This is a genomic window from Burkholderia sp. BCC1047 (assembly GCF_902833155.1).
GTDB classification, from domain to species: Bacteria; Pseudomonadota; Gammaproteobacteria; order Burkholderiales; family Burkholderiaceae; genus Burkholderia; species Burkholderia sola.
This window is the reverse complement of sequence record NZ_CADFEH010000011.1, coordinates 34,575-56,316: the sequence shown is the minus strand read 5'-3', so window position 1 is coordinate 56,316 and position 21,742 is coordinate 34,575. Positions and strand designations below refer to the sequence as shown.

Below are 21,742 nucleotides of genomic sequence, written 5' to 3'. Positions count from 1 at the left end.
CCGTGCCGGTCGCGCACGCGCAGTCGTCGGTCACGATATACGGGATCATGGACGCCGGCATCGAATACGCGAACCATGCGGCGCCGGATGGCGGCAATTCGTTCAAGCTGAAGTCGGGCAACAAGAACACGTCGCGCTGGGGCTTGCGCGGCGTCGAGGATCTCGGCGGCGGATTGAAGGCGGTGTTCCGCCTCGAAAGCGGGATCGATCTCGCGAACGGCGCGTCCGACGACGGCCCCGACTCGATCTTCGCGCGCCGTGCGACGGTGGGCCTGAAAGGCAAATGGGGCGAGCTGACGCTGGGCCGCAACTTCACCGTCACGTACGACTACATGCTGCCGTTCGACCCGATGGGTTACGCGCAGAACTACTCGTGGGCGACCTCGTCGATGGCGACCGGCGGCCGCAAGGACGGCCTGTTCACGCGCTCGTCGAACGCGGTGCGCTACGACGGCGAATTCAGCGGCTTCAAGTTCGGCGCGCTGTACGGTTTCGGCAACGTGCCGGGCAGCGTGAAGACCAGCTCCAAGTACGATTTCGCGATCGGTTACGAAACGGGGCCGTTCGCCGCCGTCGTCACGTTCGACCGGCAGAACGGCGCGGCCGACAGCGTCACGCCGGCCGATACCGTCAACTACATTCAGGGCATCCATGCGGGCCTGAGCTACGACTTCGGCAACCTGAAAACGATGGCCGGATACCGCAATTACAAGCGCACGTTCCGCACCACGGCGGCGAACCAGTTGAGCGACATGGTCTGGCTCGGCGGGTCGTACCAGTTCACGCCGACGTTCTCGCTGATCGCGGCCGTCTATCACCAGAACATCAAGGGCGGCACGGACGCCGATCCGACGCTGGTGTCGGTGCGTGCGCAGTACGCGCTGTCGAAGCGCACGGTGCTGTACGCGGCAGGGGCGTTCGCGATCGCGAAGCACGATCAGAAGGTCGGCGTGTCGCGCGATTTCAATGGGTACGGCACCACGCAGGTCGGGGTCACGGCGGGGATTCAGCAGCGGTTTTGATCGTTGCGTGGCCCGGGCGGCGGCGCGCGGTCGGCCGCCCGACCGACCGCTCTCACGCCACACGCGACGGCACGACAGCAAACGGCCAGCCGCCGCTGAGCGACTCGATCTTCACATCGCATCCGGTCCGCCGTCTGGCGATGCGCCGCTCACTAGCCGCGCATCGTGAACACCAACCGCACGGCGCTGCTCGTATCGCTCCAATGTTCACCGACCGCCGACAGCGGCACCGTGCGCGTGTCGATCGTCAGGCCCGCCGGCGCAGCGGCATCGAACACACCACGGATGGCACCCAGCAAGCGCGGCAGCGACACGCTGCCGATCCCGCTGCCCATCAGCTCGATCGCCGTCGCCCGCAGCACGGCGCCGGGCACCAGCAAGTCCGCGCCGCCGATCGAGCCGATCTGCACGAAACGCAGCCGCCGCCCGTTGGGTGTCGCTTTCGCGGCCGCGCCCAGCAGCGTCTGCGCGCTGGCGCCCCACACATAATCGAGCACGACATCCACGCCCACACGGAAATGCGGTTCGAGCGCCCGCGCCAGATCGGCGTCGTCCTGCTGCAGCGACACGACGGCGTCCGCGCCGGCCTTCAGCAGCGCCTGCAACGCGGTCGCGTTGCGGCCCGTCGCGATCACCTTCGCCGCACCGAGATGCTTCGCGATCCGCACCGCGAGCCGCCCCGACGTGCCCGTTGCGCCGTTGACGAGCACCGTCTCGCCCGCGACGAACCGCGCGCGTTCGGTCAGCGCCGCCCACGACGACATCCCGGGAATCGCGATCGCCGCGGCGGTGACATCGTCAAGCGTGTCCGGCAGCGGCACGCACTGTGTATCGGGCACGATCGTGCGTTCGGCCATCGCGCCGAACGGCGCGGGCGCACCGAAGAAGTAGACGCGCCGACCGTCGTCGAGACGCCCCACGCCGTCGACACCGACGACGAACGGATAACCGCCAACGGAGGAGTAATGCGTGCCCGCCGCGCGCCCCTGCGCGATGCGGCTCAGCGCGGACGCCGTCACGTCAATCAGGCTGTGGCCCGGCATCGCGCGAGGCGGTTCGAACTCCGTATAAATCGGGCGCTGTCCAGCGCCTTCAACGACTGCTGCTTTCATGGTGGTTCCTTCAATCCTGGACGGTTGACCTTTACCGGGCATCGAGCCACGCGCGCAGCGCGGGATCGCGGACTTCCAGCACGTCGAACAGGCCGAGCGCGCGCAATGCAGGCAACGCATCGATCGCATCGGCCTCCGCGCGCGCCCTTTCGGCCGGCGCGGCGTTCGGATCGGTCAACACACGCGCGTTGACCAGAAACGCGCCAACGGTCCCCTTGCGGATCGTCGTTCCGCCGGCATCGATTTGATTGGCATGGTCGGGAAGCATCTGTTCGGCTCGCATCGCGTCTTACTCCGGTTGTCATCGATGGACGCAGTGTAGGCGTGCGAAATCGGCCAATCTCCGGTATAACGGCCATTCGATACCGACATCCGGCCATGTCCGATCCGCTCCTGCCCGCCCGCTTCGTCACATCCGACGACGGCCCGTTCGTGGTCGCCGCCGTCCTGTCGCAACGCGACCCGCGCATCACCGCGCCGCATTCGCATGCGCGCGGCCAGCTCGTCGGCGCGCTGAGCGGGCTGGTGACGATCGGCCTCGACGACCAGGAATGGGTCGTGCCGGCGATCCACGCGATCTGGATTCCGCCGCACTGCCGGCATTCGCTGCGCTCGTTCGGGCCGATTTCGGGCTGGTCGGCGTTCGTCGCCGAAGCCCGCTGCGCGGCGCTGCCGGCGACGCCGCGCGCGATCCGCACGACGCCGCTGCTGCGCGAAGCCGTGCAGCGCGCCGCAAGCTGGGACGACTCGGAACTGGATGCCGCGCAAGCCCGGATCGCCGACGTGATCCTCGATGAAATCGCGGCATCGGAAGCCGAGGCGCTGGGGCTGGTCCGGCCGCGCGACCCGCGGCTCGTGAAGATCACCGATGCGCTGGCCGCGGATCTCGCGAACGACCGGCGGCTGGAGGAATGGGCCGAATGGGCCGGCATCGGCGCACGGACGATGAGCCGCCGCTTCGTCGCCGAGACGGGGCTGACGTTCGCTCAGTGGCGTCAGCAGGCCAGGCTGCTGCGAGCTCTGGAGCGTATCGCCGACGGCGTGCCGGTGACGACGATCGCGCTCGATCTCGGGTACGACAACGTGAGCGCGTTCATCGATATGTTCCGGCGTGCGCTGGGGACGACGCCGGGGAAGTATATGGAGACGGGAAGGCGAGCGGAGGAATAGATACGGCCATGCGCGTGCATGAAGCAGCACGGCGAACGGCCGGCGGTCAGCAGACAAAAACCGCCCGCCACTACGTCAATACGTGCCGTCGCCCTTCTTCAAGACATCGCCGCCGTTCCCCTTGAACTGCGCGGCAAGCCGCTCCGCGCTCCGTGCCAGCAGCGTCGTATCGACGCCGACCGCGACGAACAACGCGCCCGCTTCCAGATAGCGCCGCGCGGCCGCTTCATCCGCGCTCAGGATGCCCGGCGCCTTGCCGGCCGCCTTGATCGCGCGGATCGCGCCGTCGATCGCGGCCTGCACGTCCGGGTGCCCGGGGTGGCCGAGATGACCGAGATCGGCCGCGAGATCGGCCGGGCCAATGAACACGCCATCGACGCCGTCGACCCGCGCAATCGCATCGATCGCTTCCAGCCCCGCGCGCGTCTCGACCTGCACGAGCACGGCCATCTCGTCGTTCGCGCGATGCAGGTACTCGCCGACGCGATTCCACCGCGACGCGCGCGCGAGCGCACTGCCGACGCCGCGCATCCCGTGCGGCGGGTAACGCGTCGCGGCCACCGCCGCACGCGCTTCGTCGGCGCTCTGCACCATCGGCACGAGCAGCGTCTGCGCGCCGAGATCGAGCACCTGCTTGACGATCACCGGATCGTTCCACGGCACGCGCACGACCGGATGCGACGGATACGGCGCGATGGCCTGCAATTGCGCGAGGATCGTCGGCACCGTATTCGGCGCATGTTCGCCGTCGATCAGCAGCCAGTCGAAACCGGCGCCCGCGACCACCTCGGCGCTGTACGGATTCGCGAGGCCGAGCCACAGGCCGACCTGCGCGTCGCCGCGTGCGAGCGCGGCCTTGAAGACATTCGACGGAATCTGCATCGTTCGCTCACCTCACTCGAAGTAGCACTGGATCGTCCCGAGCGGGCCGTAGTCGACGCTGAACGTATCGCCCGGACGCGCCGCGCACGGCCGCGTAAACGACCCGCCGAGCACGATCTGCCCCGGCTCCAGCGCGACGTCGAAGCGCGACAACCGGTTCGCGAGCCATGCGACGCCGTTCGCCGGATGGTTCAGCACGCCGGCCGCAACCCCGGTTTCCTCGACCACGCCGTTGCGCGACATGATCGCCGCGACCCAGCGCAAATCGACGTCCTGTGGGCGCACCGGCCGGCCGCCGATCACGACGCCCGCGTTCGCCGCGTTGTCGGCGATCGTGTCGAACACCTTGCGCGGTCGTTTCGTGTCGGGGTCGATCGACTGGCTGCGCGCGTCGATGATCTCGAGCGCCGGCACGACGTAATCGACCGCGTCGTACACGTCGAAGATCGTGCAGTTCGGGCCGGTGAGCCGCTTGCCGAGCACGAACGCGAGCTCGACCTCGACGCGCGGCACGATGAAGCGGCCGGTCGGGATCGTGCCGCCGTCTTCGAAGAACATGTCGTCGAGCAGCGCGCCGTAGTCGGGTTCGTCGATCTGCGACGTGTTCTGCATCGCCTTCGACGTCAGGCCGATCTTGTGCCCCTTCAGCGTACGGCCTTCCGCGAGCTTGAGGGTCACCCACGCGCGCTGGATCGCATACGCGTCGTCGATCGTGATGTCGGGATGGTCGAGCGAGATCTGGCGGATCTGCGTGCGTGCGCGCTCGGCGTCGTGCAGACGGTGCGCGAGCTGGTCGATGATGGCGGGTTCGAGCATGGTCGGATCGGGAATGGGGTTCAGCCGGCCCGCTTGTAGCGGGCGTGGATGTTGTTGTGCTTGTACGAGCCGCTTTCGCTGAACTCGGTCAGTTCCATCGACAGCGCGAGATAGCGTTTCGCGTACAACTCGGCGAAATGGGCCTTGATCGCGTCGAACAGTGCGTCGCACGCGGCTTTCTTCGTTTCGTCGCTGCGGCCCGCGCCGATCTTCAGCGTCACGTGGACGAACGCGTCGTCCTCCGTGCCGTCGGCGACGCAGTAGTCGTGCAGCTCGATCGCGCGCGAACGGATGCCGCCGGTCGGGAACACGCCGCCCTGCGCGATCAGCGTCGCGTTGATCGTGCGCAGCAGCGCGGGAATGCGCGCGTCGTCGCGGATGTTCGCGGTGTATTCGACGACGATGTGTGGCATGGCAACGCTCCAGTCGGTTTCGAAGGCATGGTGAACGGCAAACGCTCAGGGCAACGGGAAGATCGCGTTGATCTGCCCGGTGCCCGAGCTCGCGAAATAGTCGGTGACGATCTCGACGGGCTGGTCGTAACGATCCCAGCCGAGCAGCCCGAGCAGCATCGCCGTGTCGTGCATCCCGCCTTCGCCGTGGCAATGCACGTTGTACTCGGGCAGCATCGCGCAGAAGGTCTTGAAATCGCCCTGCTTCCACAGCTCGACCACGCGCAGGTCGACCTGCCGGAAGAATTCGCGGCTGATCTGGTGGATCGATTCCTCGGGGCTGCCGTTGTCGTTGAAACGATGCGACAGCGACCCGCTCGCGAGGAACGCGACGTTCGAATCGCTCTTCTCGATCGCCTCGAGCAGCGCCTCGCCGAAGCGCCGGCTTTCGTCGAGCTGATGCCACATGCACCAGCCGGCGATCGACACGACCTTGAAGTGCTGGTCGCCGTTCATGTAGCGCATCGGCACGAGCGTGCCGTATTCGAGTTCGAGGCTGTCGATCTCGTGCGCACGCGTCGCGACGCCGCGCTCGGTGGCCGTTTCCGCGATCAGCCGGCCGAGCGCCGGGTTGCCCGGATACGCGTACTGCATGTCGCGGATGAAATGCGGCAGCTCGTTGCTCGTATAGGTGCCCGCGAACCGCGCATTGCAGTTCACGTGATAGCCCGCGTTGACGAGCCAGTGCACGTCCGACACGACGATCGTGTCGACGCCGAGCGCACGGCAGCGCTCGCCGATCAGCCGGTGGCCGCGGATCGCCGCTTCACGGCAGCCGTGATGCTTGCCGGGCAATTCCGACAGGTACATCGACGGCACGTGCGTGATCTTCGCGGCGAGGGACAGTTTGCCCATCGTTCAAGTCTCCGTATGGTTCTTTGCGGCGCAACGACCCGCTCCGGTTACACGCCCCAGCGCGGAACGTGATGCGAACCCATCGAGATGCACACGTTCTTGATCTCCGCGAACACCTCGAAACTGTACTCGCCGCCCTCGCGCCCGGTGCCCGACTCCTTCACGCCGCCGAACGGCTGGCGCAGGTCGCGCACGTTCTGGCTGTTCACGAACACCATCCCGGCCTCGATGCCGCGCGCGAGCCGATGCACCTTGCCGACGTCCTGCGTCCAGATGTACGACGCGAGGCCGTACGCCGTATCGTTCGCGAGCCGCAGCCCGTCGTCTTCGTCGTCGAACGGGATGATGCACGCGACCGGCCCGAAGATCTCTTCCTGCGCGATGCGCATCCGGTTGTCGACGTCGGCGAACACGGTCGGCCGCACGAAGTTGCCGTTGCGCAGATGATCGGGCAGCCCGGCCGGCTTGTCCGCGCCGCCCGCGACCACGCGCGCGCCTTCCTGCTCGCCGATGCGGATATAGCCCGTCACCTTCTCCCAGTGCTGGCGCGTGATCATCGCGCCGAGGTTGGTGCCCGGATCGGTCGGATCGCCGACCACCAGGTTGTTCGCACGGCGCGCGAATTCCTGCACGAAGCGATCGTAGATCGTGCGCTGCACGAAGATCCGCGAGCCCGCGGTGCAGCGTTCGCCGTTGATCGAGAAGATCGTGAACAGCGACGCGTCGAGCGCGCGGTCGAAATCGGCGTCGTCGAAGATCAGCACCGGCGACTTGCCGCCAAGTTCCATCGAATACTTCTTGAGGCCCGCGCGCTCCATGATCCGCTTGCCGGTGACGGTGCCGCCGGTAAACGACACCGCGCGCACGTCAGGATGCCGCACGAGCGCGTCGCCGGCCGTCGCGCCGTAACCCTGCACGACGTTCAGCACACCGGGCGGGATGCCGGCTTCGAGCGCGAGCCGGCCGAGCTGGTCGGCCGTCAGCGGCGACAGCTCGGACATCTTCAGCACAGCCGTGTTGCCGAGCGCGAGACACGGCGCCGTTTTCCACGTGGCCGTCATGAACGGCACGTTCCACGGCGACACCAGTGCGCACACGCCGACCGGCTGGTACAGCGTGTAGTTCAGCATCTGGTCGTCGACCGGATAGGTGCGGCCGTTCATCTGCACGCACACTTCCGCGAAGAAGTTGAAGTTCTCGGACGCGCGCGGAATCAGCTGCTTGCTCGTCTGCGCGATCGGCAGGCCGGTGTCCTGCGTCTCCAGCGCCGCGAGCATCGGCACGTTCTTCTCGATCAGCTCGCCGAGCTTGCGCATCAGCTTCGCGCGCGCCTTCGCCGGCGTGTTCGCCCATTTCGGGAACGCGTCCTTCGCCGCGCGCACGGCCGCGTCGACCTCGGCCTCGCCGCCCGATGCGACGTCGGTGATGACGTCGCCCGTCGCCGGGTTCAGCGTCGTGAAAGTGTCGCGGCTCTCCACTTCGCGGCCGCCGATCCAGTGCTTGATGGTCATGTGCTCTCCTTCCTTGGCGACGGCCTCAGCCGGCGCGATAGTAGTCCGCTTCGCCGACGATCGTGTTCACGAGCCGGCCGATTCCTTCGATTTCGGTCACGACCTCGTCGCCCGGCTGCGTGTCCGCCAGCCCCTCGGGCGTGCCGGTCAGGATCAGGTCGCCCGGCAAGAGCGTCATGAAGCTGCTGATGTGCTCGATCAGCGCCGGCACGTCGAACACCATGTCGCGCGTGCTGCCGCGTTGCGTCTCGCGACCGTTCACGGTCGTGCGCAGCGTCAGGTCGGCCGCGTCGCCGATCTCGTCGCGACTCACGAACCACGGCCCGAGCGGCGTGCAGGTGTCGCGGTTCTTCACGCGCAGGTTCGGGCGGTAGTAGTTTTCGAGGTAATCGCGGATCGCGTAGTCGTTCGCGACCGTATAGCCGGCCACGTAGTCGATCGCCTGCGCGCGGCTCACGTGGCGCGCGGGCCGGCCGATCACGACGGCCAGTTCGCACTCGTAGTGCATGTGCGTGGCGTCCGCCGGGCGCACCGTGAGCGAGCGGTGGCCGACGAACGTGTTCGGCCCCTTCAGGAAGATCAGCGGTTCGCTCGGCGCGTTGAACGCGAGTTCCTTCGCATGGTCGGCGTAGTTCAGGCCGAGCGCGAACGTCGTGCGCGGCGCGACGGGCGGCAGCCACGCCACCGCGTCCTCGGCCACCACGCGCCCCGTATCGAGGCGGATCGCGCCGTCGCCGGCCGGTTCGGCCGCATGCGGTGCGCCGTTGTAGATCACGCGCGCCGTCTTCATGAAAATGTACTCCGAGAAGCCCCACCATTTCCCTGAACGGGACTTCCTTTGGAGCGGATGGCTGGAAGGAAAGGAGTACTGTTGACAGGCAGCTTCTTCCACGGGTTAGGATCACCTGCATGATCCTTGTCTACCGCTACCGGGTGAAATCGCTCAACGGACTGCTCAACAAGCAGAGCCGTGCGGTGAACTACGTCTGGAACTTCTGCAACGACACGCAGAAGCACGCGCTCAAGTGGGGCAAGAAGTGGCCGACGGGATTCGATCTGAACGTGCTGACGACGGGGAGCAGCAAGGAACTCGGCATCCACTCCGGTACGGTCAACGCAGCCTGTGAGCAATACGCGAAGTCGCGCAGCCAGCACCGACGCCCCTACCTGCGCTATCGCGGCAGGAAATCGCTGGGCTGGGTGCCGCTGAAGGGGCGTGACCTGAAGCGCGAGGGTGACGCGTTCCGTTTCGCCGGCAACACGTTTCGCGTGTTCAACAGCCGACCGCTTCCCGAAGGCAAGATCAAGGACGGGACCAACTTTGCGCAGGATGCACGCGGCAACTGGTTTCTCAACATCGTGATCGAGATGCCGGATGTTCCGGCCCGCCCGATTCGTTCCGGTGTCGGCATCGATCTCGGCCTGAAAGACTTCGCCACACTTTCGACGGGCGAGAAACTGCCGAACGACCGATTCGGCCGACGCGCGGCAGACAAGCTGGCGAAAGCGCAACGGGCGCGAAAGCACAAGCGGCATATCGCGAAGCTGCACGCCAAGGTGGCGAATGCCCGCGCCGACTTCCAGCACAAGCTCGCGCTCGATCTGGTGCGGCGCTTCGATTACATCGCGGTCGGCAATGTATCTGCCGTCAAACTCGCCAGAACCAGGATGGCGAAGAGCGTCTACGACGCATCCTGGTCGTCCTTCCGAGACAAGCTCCGCTACAAAGCGATCGCGCACGGAGTCACGTTCGAGGAAGTCGACGAAAGCGGTTCCACCCAGTCCTGTTCGTCGTGCGGGTCGAAAGGCAGCACGACGCGGCCGAAAGGTATCGCGGGACTGCGAGTAAGAGAGTGGGCCTGCAGTGGATGTGGTGTCGTGCATGATCGTGATATCAACGCTGCTCTAAACATTCTCCGATGCGGACGTGCATCGCCAGCTGTGGGAATCGCCTCCCTTTAGGGTGGCGAGGACGTCAACGTGCTTCCTCCGCCATCAGCGTATGCCGCAGCCTGCCGATGCCGGCCGCGGCGATCTCGATCGTACTGCCCGCGCGGGCAAGCGGTGCGCCGCCCGCAACGCCGAGCAGCAGCACGTCGCCCGCGTCGAACGACATGAAGGCCGTCACGTCGGCGATCAGCTCGCGCACCGGGCAAATCAGCGTCGCGGTCGACGCGGATGCGGCCACCTTGCCGTCGATCCGCACCGTCAGCCCGATCGCGTCGACATCGGCGAGCGCGGCGGCCGGCACGATCGCCGGGCCGAGCGGGCAGAAGCCGTCACGGCACTTGAAGCGCACGGCCGGACGGTAGTAATCGGGATGCGGCACCGACACGTCGCTCGCGAGCGTGAAGCCGTGCACGTAGTCGAGCGCGCGCGCGGCCGCCACGCGCGTCGCGCGCCGCGCGAACACGACGGCCACCGACGCACCGATTTCCAGCGCGTCGACGCCGGCCGGCACGACGACGACGGCGCCATCGGCCGCATGCGTGTTGGCCGATTTGATGTACAGGACCGGCGCCTGCGGCGGACGGCCGTAAGGCGGTGCGTTCACGGCGTCGCCGAGTGCGGCGAGCGCCGCGCGCTCGTTGAGCAGCGCGCCGTAGACGGTACCGATGGCGACCGGCAACGGCGGCGCCGCGGCGGTCGTGCAAGACAGCTCCATGCGTCATTCCCCTGCCGCGCGTCGCGGCGCATCGTCAATAGTTAATATCTTAAGTAAACAATCGGGCGCTGACAACCTCGATTACCCTGATACGCGAAATTCATCAGCTTCGGCTGTTAAGATTGATGCGTCCCCGTCCTCTGCTCACCCCGATGAACCGTACGCTCGACCATCGCAACCTGGCCATGCTGCTGCTCGAGGCCCGCGAAACGCTGATGGGCCTGTTTCGCCCCATTCTCAAGGAATTCTCGCTGACCGAACAGCAATGGCGGATCATCCGCGTGCTCGACGGCGAACCGGCGCAGGCGCTCGAAGCCGGGCAGATCGCGAAACGCTGCTGCATCCTGAGCCCGAGCCTGACCGGCGTGCTGGAGCGGATGGAGCGCGACGGCCTGATCACGCGCACGCGCGCGCAGGAGGATCAGCGCCGGCTGCTGGTCAGCCTGACGCCGCAAAGCAGGAAACTGGTGACGGAAATCGGTCCGCGCATCGACGAGCAATATCGTCAGCTCGAAGCGCGATTCGGCGAGGACGGCCTCGACGACATCTACCGCGCGCTCGACCGGCTCATCGAGCTCGGCAACCAGGCATGAAGACGGCGCCCGCGCCCGCCATGGGCGGGAACGGGCGCCGGGGCGATGCGGCCGGTTAGTGGACCGCGCCGCGCATCAGCTCGGTCACCGCCACGCCGCGCGACGTGCGCATGCACTCCTCGACGTAATCGATGAACGGCAGCGGCTCGAAATCGATTTCGTCGCGCACGCGGCGGTTGTCGAACACGCGATCGACCGTCGCGAATTCGCCGCAGCGCTGCAGCGCCCGGCCGATCACGCGCTCGAGCGCCGGATCGGGCCGCCCGAGCACGTCGCGCACGACGAGCGGCAGCTCGGCCGGCGCGCATGCCGCGTAGCGCGGCGCGCCGGTCATGCCCGCCGCCTCGTCCATCGCGCGCACGATCTGCGCGACCTGCGGCGCCTCGTCGCCGGCCGACACATGATAGACGTCGTGCGCGAGCGTCGGCTTGACGGCCAGCAGCATCGTCGCGCGCGCCACGTCGTCCACCGACACGATGTCGATGCGCGTCATCGGCCGCGCGGTGAAGCGGCGCGCCGCATGCGCGAGCCGGAACATCCAGAACGAATTCGGCGCGGGCCGCGTACCGAGCACCGTATGGCCGACGACGTGCGACGGCCGCACGACGACGAGCGGCAGCCCGAGCGCGCGCAGGCGCTGCTCCGTCTCCGCCTTCGCGTGCAGATAGTCGGCCGCGAGCACCGCGCCCGGCAGGCCGTCGTCGGCCCGCGGCGCGATGTCGTTCCCGTTCCCCGCGCGCTCCCCCTCTTCCTGCACGATCCCGCCGCGGCCCGCATGCGCGTAGGCCGTGCCGACGTACACGAAGCGTTGCAGGCGCGGCGCGCGCGCAAAGCGTTCGGCGAAGCGCACCGCATCGGCGATGTCGGCCCGCAGGTGCGCGCCGTCGGCCGGCGACGCATGGCCCGCGCAATGAATCACGTGCGTCGCGCCGGCCAGGCGCGATGCATCGGCGCCGTGCCACACATCGCCGAGCGCGCCGACGATCACGTTCGCGTCGGTCAGGCGCGACGCCCAGTACGGCGTGAGCCCCGCGCGCAACGCGGCTTCACGCAGCCGCGCGACCGCATGGCCGCGGTCCTGCGCGCGCACGACGCAGACGATGCGTTCGAGCAGCCCTGCATTGACGAGCGCCGTCAGCACGGTACTGCCGATGAAGCCGGTGGCGCCGGTCAGCACCAGCCGTCCGACGTTCGCCGCCGCGACCGGTGCGCTGGCCGGCGACACGAGGCTCGTCCGCCAGTTGAGCGACAACGCGGTTTTCCAGATCAGCACGATAGTCTCCTTCGAAGAATCGGCCGGGGCGGCGCGGCGCCCGCGGTTGCGGGCGCCGCCCGGCTCGCCGGCCGGGCCGGGGCCGACGCGGGCCCCGGCGGCTCCCGATCGGGCGTGCGGCCTGCGATCGCGTCGATCGCGCTCTGGCACGAGGCGGCGGCAGCCGGCGCGGACGGGCGTCCGCGGCACAGGATCGGGAAGTTCCCAGTGTGGGGCCCGACCGCATGCAAGTCTGTCCCGAAAGTTTCGTGAAAGTGTGCCGATTTGTACGCGATTGTCGGAGTGTGTCGTGCCGGTCGTCGGATCAAAACGACGAAACGTTCGGTCGGCTGCATTCGACCGGTGCCGAAACGCGCGATCGACCCGGTCGTGATGGCAGCCGGTGCGCGACAGATCGACGCGGCCGGCGGCCCTGTCATCCCATGTCTGGACCGCGGCGCGTGCCCGAGCGGCCACGGCTATCGCCGGTATCGCGCGCCTGTGCTGACGCGTCGGGAATGACCATGAATCGTCAGACGTCCTTTCATCTGGAATCGAAATGGGCTCTATATAAATTTATTGCGGATTATCACTTGCGTTTCACACCAGTCTATCTAGACTGTTCAAGTTCAAACGGTCGAATGTGTCTTTTTTTAAGGAGACGATGCAATGCGCCTCACCATTCGGATTAATGGCAGCGAATCGGCAACCCGGCATTCCTTCGCAGTCTTGTGGGTCGATACCGACGAGGGTCTGTGGTCGCGCGAGGCACATCAGGGCATCGACCTTCCGACCTGGGGCAAGGTCCGCGACATCGAGGGTGCGATGGCGCTCTGTGCAGCCGACAGCGGCCATGCCGTCTGTCAACTGAAGGGGCTGTCGTTCGACGCGATGCGCCGCGAACAGGGCCCCGCGGTGCTCGCCGGCGATCATCCCGACGGCGCATGGCGCCTGCAGGCGGTCGATACCTGCACGACCCAGCCGGAATACCGGGAATTTATTTCCGTTGCCCGCTAGGTATTATTGACATGAATCGTCTGCGGTTTTCGGGTTTATTCCGGTAGTAGTGATATTCATTTCGATATTCAGCATGAATGGCGCCTCCGTTCGAGGCGCTTTTTATTTTCGAGATTAAAGAAATAATCGTCGTGCGGGCAATTGATCGCGCGTCGGAACGGTCGCGATCGCGCGATGGCGGAGACCGCGTGTCCGGCTCCGCTCGCGACGGATCGCCCGTGTTTCATCCTCCGCAGCCGCCGCGGCATCCTACGTCGCCCCGCCTTGCTGCGCTTTCCTCCGTTTTCCAGACGACCGACCCTTCGTCTTTTTGCGGGGCCGGATCATACTTTCCTCACACGGTGTTTACTCATTTATTACAATCGCATTATTCAGACTGACCCGCCGCCGTCCGGCGGCCCCACCCGGCCATTGCATGAGCGTGAAAAAGAAGACCCACCCTGCCGATCCGTATGCAGCGGCGACCAAGAATCCAATGCTCGCCGCGCGCCTGCCGATGTGGCGCTCGCGGCTGATCGTGGTCGTCGTGTTCCTCGCATTCGCCGCGCTGATCGCGCGCGCGTTCTGGGTGCAGGTCGCGAACCAGGATTTCTACGTCGGCCAGGGCCAGAAGCGCTATCAGCGCACGATCGAGCTCGACGCGATGCGCGGACGCATCGTCGACCGCAACGGCGCGATGCTCGCGGTCAGCCTGTCGACCTATGAAATCTGGGCGAACCCGAAACAGGTCGCCGACACCGATTACCCGCAGCTCGCGAAGCTGCTCGACCTGCCGCTCGCCGAGGTGAAGCGGCGTCTCGGCAACGACAAGACGTTCGTGCTGCTCAAGCGGCAGGTCGACGCGGACACCGCCAGCCGGCTCGACAAGCTCGCGATCGACGGCATCACTCAGATCGCCGACTCGAAACGCTTCTACCCGGAAGGCGAATCGGCCGCACACGTGGTCGGCTTCACGAACGTCGAGGACAAGGGCCAGGAAGGCGTCGAACTCGCGGCGAATGCGCGCCTGCAGGGCACGTCCGGCCAGCGCGAGGTGATCCGCGACCGGCTCGGCCGCATCGTGTCGGACACACGCCCGCTCGTCCCCGCGCAGCACGGCGCGACGATCGAACTGACGATCGACCGCCGCATCCAGCAACTCGCGTTCAGCCAGCTCAAGGCGGCCGTGATCGAGAACAATGCGCTGGCCGGCAGCGTCGTCGTGCTCGACGCGCAGAACGGCGAGATCCTCGCGCTCGCGAACTATCCGACCTTCGACCCGAACGACCGCGCCCGCCTCACCGGCCAGCAACTGCGCAACCGCGCGGTGATCGACACGTTCGAACCGGGCTCGACGATCAAGCCGCTCGTCGTCGCGCTGTCGATCGACGAGCGCAAGGTCACGCCGAACACGATCATCAACACGTCGCCGGGCACCTACAAGATCGGCCCGGCGGTGATCCACGACACGTCGAACCACGGGTCGCTGACGGTATCGCAAGCGCTGCAGAAGTCGAGCAACGTCGCGCTCGCGAAACTGGCGCTGAACCTGCCCGCCGAAACGATCTGGAACAAATACCAGGAGTACGGGATCGGCCGCGCGCCGGAACTGACGTTCCCGGGCGTCGCGTCGGGCCGGCTGCGCGGCTACAAGCGCTGGCGGCCGATCGAGCAGGCGACGATGGCGTACGGCTACGGGTTGTCGATGTCGCTGCTGCAGATCGCGCAGACCTACACGGCCTATGCGGGCGACGGCACGCTGCACCCGGTATCGCTGCTGAAGAACGGCACCGACCAGCAGACGATCGACGCGCACCGCGGCCATCGCGTGACGTCGCCGCAAACGGCCGCCGCGATCCGCTCGATGCTCGAGATGGCGGTCGGCGAAGGCGGCACGGGGCGCCGCGCGCGCGTCGACGGCTACCGGATCGGCGGCAAGACGGGGACCGCGCGCAAGCAGGTCGGCGCGAGTTATGCGAAGGGCAAGTACCGCGCGCTGTTCGCGGGGATGGCGCCGATGAGCAACCCGCGCCTGATCGTCGCGGTGATGATCGACGAGCCGCGCGGCAAGGGCTACTACGGCGGCACGGTGGCCGGCCCGGTGTTCGCGTCGGTCACGAGCGGCTCGCTGCAGTTGCTCGGCGTGCCGCCCGACGCGCCGGTCGAACCGGAAAAGAATGCGCCGGCGCAGGCCGCCGCGGCGCAGAAAACGGTCGCGGCGCCGAAAGCTGCGGCATCGTTGAAGACGACCGCGCAATCCGGCACTCCCGCGCCCGCGAAGACCGCTACCGCAGGCTGACGATGCGAGGCGCGATGCCGCGCGCCGTCAATGCGCGGCCGCGACCGGCTTCGCCATCCGGCCGAGCACGTGCTCGGTCATCCCGCGCGCGAGTTCGGTCTCGCCCATGAACACGGTGCCGATGCCCTCGCTCGACAGCAGCGCGGCCTCGTCCCCGCTGTTCGTGCACAGCACGACCTCGAGCGTCGGGTTGAGCGTGCGCGAGATCTCGACGATCTGCCGCACGTCGAACACGTCGGGCAGCGTGACGACCAGCATCCCGGCGCGCGCGATATGCGCCTGCACGAGCACGATCGGCTCGATCGCGTCGCCCGACACGGCCGCGGTGCCGTCCGCGCGCAGCTTCTCGACGAGCTCGCGATTCTGCTCGACGACGACATAGGCGATCCCGCGCTCGTCCAGCGCATGCGCGATCCGCGTGCCGACCTTGCCGTAGCCGACGATCACGACCTGCCCGGTCAGATGCGTCTGCGGCGTCGACATCGGCAGCGCGGCGAGCGGATCGTCGCGCGCCTCGAGCTTGCGCGCGAACGCCGAATGCTTGCGGATCCACGCGAGCGCCGGATCGATCATCGCGAACAGCAGCGTGTTCATCGCGATCGAGATCAGCGCGACCGCGAGAATCAGGCTCTGCCCCTCGGCCGACAGCAGCCCGAGCGCACGGCCGAGCCCCGCGAGGATGAACGAGAATTCGCCGATCTGCGCAAGGCCCGCGCCGACCGTCAGCGCGGTATTCAGCGGATAGCGGAACGCGATCACGAGCGCGACGGCCGCGAGCGTCTTGCCGACCAGCACGATCGCCGCGACCTCGATCACGTGCAGCGGCTCTTCGATCAGCACCTTCGGGTCGAACAGCATGCCGACCGAGATGAAGAACAGCACCGAGAACGCGTCGCGCAACGGCAGCGTCTCGTCGGCCGCGCGCCGGCTGAACTCCGACTCGCGCATCATCATCCCCGCGAAGAACGCGCCGAGCGCGAACGACACGTCGAACAGCTTCGCCGCGCCGAACGCGATGCCGACCGCCGCGGCAATCATGCAAAGCGTAAACAATTCGCGCGAACCCGTGCGCGCGACGAGCCACAGAATGCGCGGGAACACGCGCTTGCCGACCACCAGCATCAGCGCGATGAACGCGGCGACCTTCAGCATCGTGACGCCGAGTGTGCCCCACACGCTGCTGCCGGCCGCATGCGCGTCGCCGGGCGGCGTGCCGCCGAGCAGCCCCGCCACCGGCGGCAGCAGCACCAGCACGAGCACCATCACGAGATCCTCGACGACCAGCCAGCCCACCGCGATGCGCCCGTTGACCGTCTCGACGAGCCCGCGCCCTTCGAGCGCGCGCAGCAGCACGACGGTACTCGCGACCGACAGCGCGAGCCCGAACACGAGCGCCGCACCGAGGCTCCAGCCCCAGGTGAGCGCGAGCCCGCCGCCGAGCAGCGTCGCGACGGTAATCTGGACGATCGCCCCCGGCAGCGCGATCTTGCGCACCGCGAGGAGATCGCCGAGCGAGAAATGCAGGCCGACGCCGAACATCAGCAGCATCACGCCGACTTCGGCGAGCTGCTGCGCGAGCGACAGATCGCCGACGAAACCGGGCGTGCCGGGGCCGATCACGATCCCGGCGAGCAGATAGCCGACGAGCGGCGGCATTTTCAGCAGCGACGCGAGGTAACCGAAGATCATCGCGAGACCGAAACCGGCCGCGAGCAACGCAATCAGGCTGACGTCATGAGGCATCCCCCCTCCCAAGCTCTTGTAACTATTTAGTAAGGTTCAAGAGTGAAAGGATAAGGGATGAGGCGGAAGAATGGCGCGCAGCCGCGAAAATTTCACGCCGCTGCGCGCGGTGCGGGGTACAACCCCGGCGAAGGGAAAGGCGTCGCGCGGACCCGCCGCGCGTGGGCGCCAACACAGCAGCAGGCGGGGGCTCGCGCCCCGCCGCTCGGGTCAGCGCGACGCTTGCGGGAACCGCGCGCCCGGCGGCGGCTCGGGCCGCGTCGACGGCACGCTCTTGCGTACTTTCGCGACCTGCGCGGCCGTCACCGGCGCGCCCGTGTTGCCCCAGCTCGTGCGCACGAAGTTCGACACGTCCGCGACTTCCTGGTCCGACAGCCGCCAGCCGAACGGCGGCATCGTGAAGGTCGACGGCGCGGTGCGCGTGCCCTGCAGCGCGCTGCCTTCCAGCACGACGTGGATCAGCGACGTCGGATCGTCGCCCTGCACGACCGGGTTGCCGGCGAGCGCCGGAAACACGCGCGTGTAGCCGTGGCCGTCGCTGCGGTGGCAGGCCATGCAGTTGTCGCGATAGACGGCCGCGCCCGGCTTGCTCGCGTCGCCGGTCTGCAGCGCCTTCGCCGCGGCCGCGTCGTACACGTGCGGCTGCTCGCCCTGCACGCGCGGCGGCAACGTCTTCAGGTAGCGCGCGATCGCGTTCAGGTCGTCGTCGGTCATGTGCTGCATGCTGTGGCCGACCACGTCCGTCATCCCGCCGAACGCGGCCGTGCGCAGCGTGCGGCCGGTTTTCAGGAACTGCACGATCTCGGTTTCGTTCCACGCGCCCAGGCCAGTGCGCGGCTCGCCGCGCAGGCTCGTCGGCACCCAGCCGTCGATCGCCGCACCGCCGGCCAGGAAGTCGAGGCCATCGGCGTCGGTCAGCCCGCGCTCCTGCATCGTCGGCGCGCGCGGCGTGTGGCATGCGCCGCAGTGGCCGAGCCCCTGCACCAGATACGCGCCGCGCGCGACCACCGGGTCGGGGTACGACGCCGCGTCGAACGGCTTCGGCGACGGCGCGAACAGCTTGCGCCAGATGCCGAGCGGCCAGCGCATCGACAGCGGCCACACGATGTCGACCTTGCGGTTCTCGTGCTCGACCGGCGCGACGCCGTGCATGAAGTACGCGTACAGCGCCTTCATGTCGTCGTCGGTCAGCCGCGCGTACGACGGGAACGGCATCGCCGGATACATCGTGTCGCCGTTCTTGCGCACGCCTTCGCGTACTGCACGGGTAAAGTCCTCGTAGGTCCAGCCGCCGAGGCCCGTCTTCGCGTCCGGCGTGATGTTCGTCGAGTAGATCGCGCCGATCGGCGTGTCGAACTTCAGCCCGCCCGCGAACGGCTTGCCGCCGCTCGCGGTGTGGCAGGCGATGCAGTCGCCGGCGCGCGCAAGATATTCGCCGCGCTTGATGAGGGTCGCGTCGGCCGACTGGGCGGCAGGTGCTGCCGCCGGGCCCGAAGCCGCGGTCGGCGCGGACGCCGGCTGTGCGAACGCGGTTCCGCCCGCGAGGCCGAATGCCGCCCATGCCGAGCCGATCGCCAGCGCGCGCTGCAGCGGAGAAACGCGGCGCGCGGCGTTGTGGTGGTTCATCGTCCTCTTCATACGGTCACCAGCGGGGCGGGATTTTTCAGGTATTGCTCGCGAATCGCGCGGGCCGACCAGTAGGCCAGCGCCGCGATGATCCCGGTCGGGTTGTAGCCGATGCCCTGCGGCAGCGCCGATGCGCCCATCACGAACACGTTGTGCACGTCCCAGCACTGCAGGTAGCGGTTCAGCACGCTCGTCTTCGGGTCGGTGCCCATGATCGCGCCGCCGACGAGGTGGGTCGTCTGGTACTGGCGCGAGTCGAAGTGCTTGCCGAACTCGCGCGTCGACACGCCGATCGCCTTCGGCCCCATCGCTTCCGCGATCTTCTTCATCTGGCCGGTCACGTACTGCGCCATCTTGATGTCGTTGTCCTTCCAGTCGAACGTCATCCGCAACAGCGGCTGGCCGTACGAATCGCGATAGGTCGGATCGAGGTCGAGATACACGTCGCGGTACGACATGTTGGTGCCGTGCGCATCCATCGAGATCGTGTGCGCGTAGTTGTCCTTGACGGCCTTCTTCCACGCCGAGCCCCACTGCGGCGTGCCGGGCGGCGTCGCGATGCCGCTGATCGGCTTCACGCCGGCCTGGTTCACCCACAGCGGCGAGCCGCCGACGAAACCGAGCGGGCCGTGGTCGAAGTTGTCCGCGTTGAAGTCGTCCACCGCGACGCCGTTGCCACCCGCGCCGATGAACGGATTCGTGTAGGTGTCCTTGTCGAAGAACGCCTTGATCGTCGACAGGTTCTGGTACGCGAAATTGCGGCCGACCACGCCTTCGCCCGAGATCGGGTCGTACGGCTTGCCGATGCCCGACAGCAGCAGCAGGTGCACGTTGTGATACTGGAACGCGGCCACGATCACGAGATCGGCCGGCTGGTGCACCTCGCGCCCGGCCGGATCGACGTAGGTCACGCCGGTCGCGCGCTTCTTCGTGTCGTCGAGGTCGACGCGCAGCACGTGGCACTTCGAGCGCAGCTCGAAGTTCGGCGCCTGCTTCAGCGCGGGCAGGATGTTCAGGTTCGGCGACGCCTTCGAATACATGTAGCACGCGTAGCCGCTGCAGTAGCCGCAGAAGTTGCACGGGCCCATCTGCACGCCGTACGGGTTCGTGTACGGGCCCGACGTGTTGGCCGACGGCAGCCGGTACGGATGCAGCCCGAGCGAGTGCGCGGCATCGAAGAAGCGCTGCGCCGAATACGTATTGAGCTGCGCGGGCAGCGGGAAATTGTCGCTGCGGTTCGCCTCGAACACGTTGCCGTCGCCGACCACCTTGCCGCCGACCTTGTACGCCTGCCCTGACGTGCCGAACACCTTCTCGGCGAAATCGAAATGCGGCTCGAGCTCGTCGTACGTGACGCCCGTATCCTGGATCGTCATCCCTTCGGGGATGAACTTCTTGCCGTAGCGCTCTTCATAGTGGCTGCGCAGGCGCAGCTCTTCCGGCGTGATCCGGAAGTGCACGCCCGACCAGTGCAGCCCCGCGCCGCCGACGCCTTCGCCCGGCAGGAACGCGGCGAGCTGCCGGTACGGCAGCGCGGTGTCCTGCAGGCCGTGGCGGATCGACACGGTCGTCTTCGACAGGTCGAGGAACAGCTTCTTGCGGATGTTGTAGGTCAGCTCGTCGATCGTGTTCGGATACGCGCCGTCCGGGTAGGTGTCGCGATATTCGCCGCGCTCGAGCGCGACGACGTTCAGGCCCGCTTCGGTCAGTTCCTTCGCGAGAATCGCGCCGGTCCAGCCGAAGCCGACGATTACCGCATCGACATGCGGCTTCTTGTCTGCGGCCATCAGCTGCGCTCCCCGTTGATCGAGACGGGGCCGTACGGATAGGGCTTGCCGCTCTGGTTGACGAAATCCATGAAGTCCGCGCGCGCGCCCGGGAAGCCGATCATTTTCCACGCGGCCATGTCGCGATTGCCGCCATGCACCGGATCGCAGAAGTAGCCTTCGCGCGTGTTCTGCAGCAACTGGCCGAGGAACACGCCGGGCGGGACGTCGTCGATCTGCGCGCCGCCTTTCTCCAGCGCGCCGAGCACGGTGTCGCGCGTCGGTGCGTCGAGATCCGCGAACGCCTTGCCGTGTGCCTTTTCGCAATAGCGGTTGACCGCCGCGATGCCGAGCCGGTAGATGTCGCGCGGCACCAGTTTCAACTGGTAGCCAAGCTCGGGCACGCCCTGCTGGAACGGCCCCTGCATGTACCACGTCGCGCCGTGCGCATACGGCGTCTCCATCTGGCGATCGATGAATTCGGGCACGCCCGCTTCGAGCGCGCCGGGGCCTTCGGCGTCGGCCGGAATCAGCCGGTCGACCGCGGCCTGGACGAACGCCCATTCCTTCGCATCGAAAAAGGTCGGCTTGTACGGCGCGCGGTCGGCGCTGGCCGACGCAGCGGACGCGTTGCCGGCCGTCGTCGCGGACGGCGACGACGACGAGCGCAGGTCGCAACCGGCGACCGACGCGATCGGCACGAGCGCGACCGATGTGCGCAGGAAACGGCGACGCGAATTGGGTTTGTCAGGTGGCGTGGACATGGTCGGATGTTGATCGTTGGGGATCGGGGTTCGGACGCGCGCATTCCGCATGCAGCGTACCCGGCAGGCAGCCGTGCCGCAGGCGGCCGGTCGCCCTGTTCTTTCGTGTGTTGCGCACAACCTCGATGCTGGCGGCCAGCCGGGATTCGGGGGGACGCCCTCGTTGCGGCCGCGCGGCGCCGCGGATGCCGGCGGCGCGCTGCGCGGATCGACCTCTT

At 67.4% G+C, this 21,742-nt stretch carries 19 protein-coding genes and 1 pseudogene; 6 read left to right on the top strand and 14 right to left on the bottom strand.

Annotation, left to right across the window (positions count from 1 at the left end; all coding sequences use genetic code 11):
• Positions 1-17: 17 nt before the first annotated feature.
• Positions 18-1,022, top strand: a pseudogene (locus HWX55_RS13925) (porin); the annotation flags it as partial.
• Between the two features lie 152 nt (positions 1,023-1,174).
• Here HWX55_RS13925 and HWX55_RS13920 read toward each other — a convergent pair.
• Positions 1,175-2,134, bottom strand: coding sequence for a zinc-binding alcohol dehydrogenase family protein (locus tag HWX55_RS13920; protein WP_175976095.1), 960 nt, complete (start codon positions 2,132-2,134; stop codon positions 1,175-1,177).
• Between the two features lie 31 nt (positions 2,135-2,165).
• Positions 2,166-2,417, bottom strand: a complete 252-nt coding sequence (locus HWX55_RS13915) for a hypothetical protein (RefSeq protein WP_050010900.1) — start codon at positions 2,415-2,417, stop codon at positions 2,166-2,168.
• A gap of 95 nt (positions 2,418-2,512) precedes the next feature.
• Between HWX55_RS13915 and HWX55_RS13910 the strand changes: the two genes are divergently transcribed.
• Positions 2,513-3,304 carry a helix-turn-helix transcriptional regulator gene (locus HWX55_RS13910; RefSeq protein ID WP_175976094.1) on the top strand — a complete coding sequence of 264 codons (792 nt, stop codon included), beginning with the start codon at positions 2,513-2,515 and terminating at the stop codon, positions 3,302-3,304.
• A 75-nt stretch (positions 3,305-3,379) separates the two neighbouring features.
• Here the strand turns inward: HWX55_RS13910 and hpaI are convergent, their stop codons facing one another.
• From hpaI to HWX55_RS13880, 6 genes are read right to left on the bottom strand one after another with little or no spacing between them, the layout of a single operon-like run.
• Complete coding sequence (gene hpaI / locus HWX55_RS13905) at positions 3,380-4,186, bottom strand: 4-hydroxy-2-oxoheptanedioate aldolase (RefSeq protein ID WP_175976093.1); 807 nt, start codon at positions 4,184-4,186, stop codon at positions 3,380-3,382.
• Positions 4,187-4,198: 12 nt separating this feature from the next.
• Positions 4,199-5,002, bottom strand: a complete 804-nt coding sequence (gene hpaH, locus HWX55_RS13900) for a 2-oxo-hept-4-ene-1,7-dioate hydratase (RefSeq protein ID WP_175976092.1) — start codon at positions 5,000-5,002, stop codon at positions 4,199-4,201.
• Positions 5,003-5,022: 20 nt separating this feature from the next.
• Positions 5,023-5,415: a 5-carboxymethyl-2-hydroxymuconate Delta-isomerase gene (locus HWX55_RS13895; protein ID WP_175976091.1), complete on the bottom strand. Its 393-nt coding sequence runs from the start codon at positions 5,413-5,415 to the stop codon at positions 5,023-5,025.
• Positions 5,416-5,460: 45 nt separating this feature from the next.
• Positions 5,461-6,309: a 3,4-dihydroxyphenylacetate 2,3-dioxygenase gene (gene hpaD / locus HWX55_RS13890; protein ID WP_124547653.1), complete on the bottom strand. Its 849-nt coding sequence runs from the start codon at positions 6,307-6,309 to the stop codon at positions 5,461-5,463.
• 47 nt (positions 6,310-6,356) lie between these two features.
• Entirely contained in the window at positions 6,357-7,820 is a 1,464-nt protein-coding gene (gene hpaE, locus HWX55_RS13885) for a 5-carboxymethyl-2-hydroxymuconate semialdehyde dehydrogenase (RefSeq protein WP_175976090.1), read from the bottom strand.
• A 25-nt stretch (positions 7,821-7,845) separates the two neighbouring features.
• Positions 7,846-8,610 carry a fumarylacetoacetate hydrolase family protein gene (locus HWX55_RS13880; RefSeq protein ID WP_175976089.1) on the bottom strand — a complete coding sequence of 255 codons (765 nt, stop codon included), beginning with the start codon at positions 8,608-8,610 and terminating at the stop codon, positions 7,846-7,848.
• Between the two features lie 119 nt (positions 8,611-8,729).
• On the opposite strand from HWX55_RS13880, the gene HWX55_RS13875 reads away from it, so the two are divergent.
• Positions 8,730-9,782, top strand: coding sequence for an RNA-guided endonuclease TnpB family protein (locus HWX55_RS13875; RefSeq protein ID WP_175976088.1), 1,053 nt, complete (start codon positions 8,730-8,732; stop codon positions 9,780-9,782).
• Positions 9,783-9,795: 13 nt separating this feature from the next.
• Here the strand turns inward: HWX55_RS13875 and HWX55_RS13870 are convergent, their stop codons facing one another.
• A complete protein-coding gene (locus tag HWX55_RS13870; RefSeq protein ID WP_175976087.1) occupies positions 9,796-10,485 on the bottom strand; it encodes a fumarylacetoacetate hydrolase family protein in 690 nt (229 codons plus the stop codon).
• Positions 10,486-10,637: 152 nt separating this feature from the next.
• Between HWX55_RS13870 and hpaR the strand changes: the two genes are divergently transcribed.
• The gene (hpaR, locus tag HWX55_RS13865) at positions 10,638-11,078 is read left to right on the top strand and encodes a homoprotocatechuate degradation operon regulator HpaR (RefSeq protein ID WP_050010892.1); all 441 of its coding nucleotides are present in this window, start codon (positions 10,638-10,640) and stop codon (positions 11,076-11,078) included.
• Between the two features lie 55 nt (positions 11,079-11,133).
• Here the strand turns inward: hpaR and HWX55_RS13860 are convergent, their stop codons facing one another.
• On the bottom strand, positions 11,134-12,351 hold the full coding sequence (locus HWX55_RS13860; protein ID WP_175976086.1) for an SDR family oxidoreductase: 1,218 nt from the start codon (positions 12,349-12,351) through the stop codon (positions 11,134-11,136).
• Positions 12,352-12,999: 648 nt separating this feature from the next.
• Between HWX55_RS13860 and HWX55_RS13855 the strand changes: the two genes are divergently transcribed.
• Both HWX55_RS13855 and HWX55_RS13850 read left to right on the top strand, forming a co-directional pair.
• The gene (locus tag HWX55_RS13855) at positions 13,000-13,347 is read left to right on the top strand and encodes a DUF3564 family protein (RefSeq protein ID WP_175976085.1); all 348 of its coding nucleotides are present in this window, start codon (positions 13,000-13,002) and stop codon (positions 13,345-13,347) included.
• Positions 13,348-13,762: 415 nt separating this feature from the next.
• Positions 13,763-15,625, top strand: coding sequence for a penicillin-binding protein 2 (locus tag HWX55_RS13850; protein ID WP_175976084.1), 1,863 nt, complete (start codon positions 13,763-13,765; stop codon positions 15,623-15,625).
• Between the two features lie 27 nt (positions 15,626-15,652).
• On the opposite strand, the gene HWX55_RS13845 is transcribed toward HWX55_RS13850, so the two are convergent.
• The 4 genes from HWX55_RS13845 to HWX55_RS13830 form a co-directional block, all read right to left on the bottom strand.
• Entirely contained in the window at positions 15,653-17,368 is a 1,716-nt protein-coding gene (locus HWX55_RS13845; RefSeq protein ID WP_175976083.1) for a cation:proton antiporter, read from the bottom strand.
• Between the two features lie 210 nt (positions 17,369-17,578).
• On the bottom strand, positions 17,579-19,006 hold the full coding sequence (locus tag HWX55_RS13840) for a cytochrome c (RefSeq protein WP_175976082.1): 1,428 nt from the start codon (positions 19,004-19,006) through the stop codon (positions 17,579-17,581).
• The gene (locus HWX55_RS13835) at positions 19,003-20,781 is read right to left on the bottom strand and encodes a GMC family oxidoreductase (RefSeq protein WP_011547848.1); all 1,779 of its coding nucleotides are present in this window, start codon (positions 20,779-20,781) and stop codon (positions 19,003-19,005) included. The genes HWX55_RS13840 and HWX55_RS13835 overlap by 4 nt, the downstream gene beginning before the upstream one ends.
• Entirely contained in the window at positions 20,781-21,524 is a 744-nt protein-coding gene (locus HWX55_RS13830; protein WP_175976081.1) for a gluconate 2-dehydrogenase subunit 3 family protein, read from the bottom strand. The genes HWX55_RS13835 and HWX55_RS13830 overlap by 1 nt, the downstream gene beginning before the upstream one ends.
• Between the last annotated feature and the right edge of the window lie 218 nt (positions 21,525-21,742).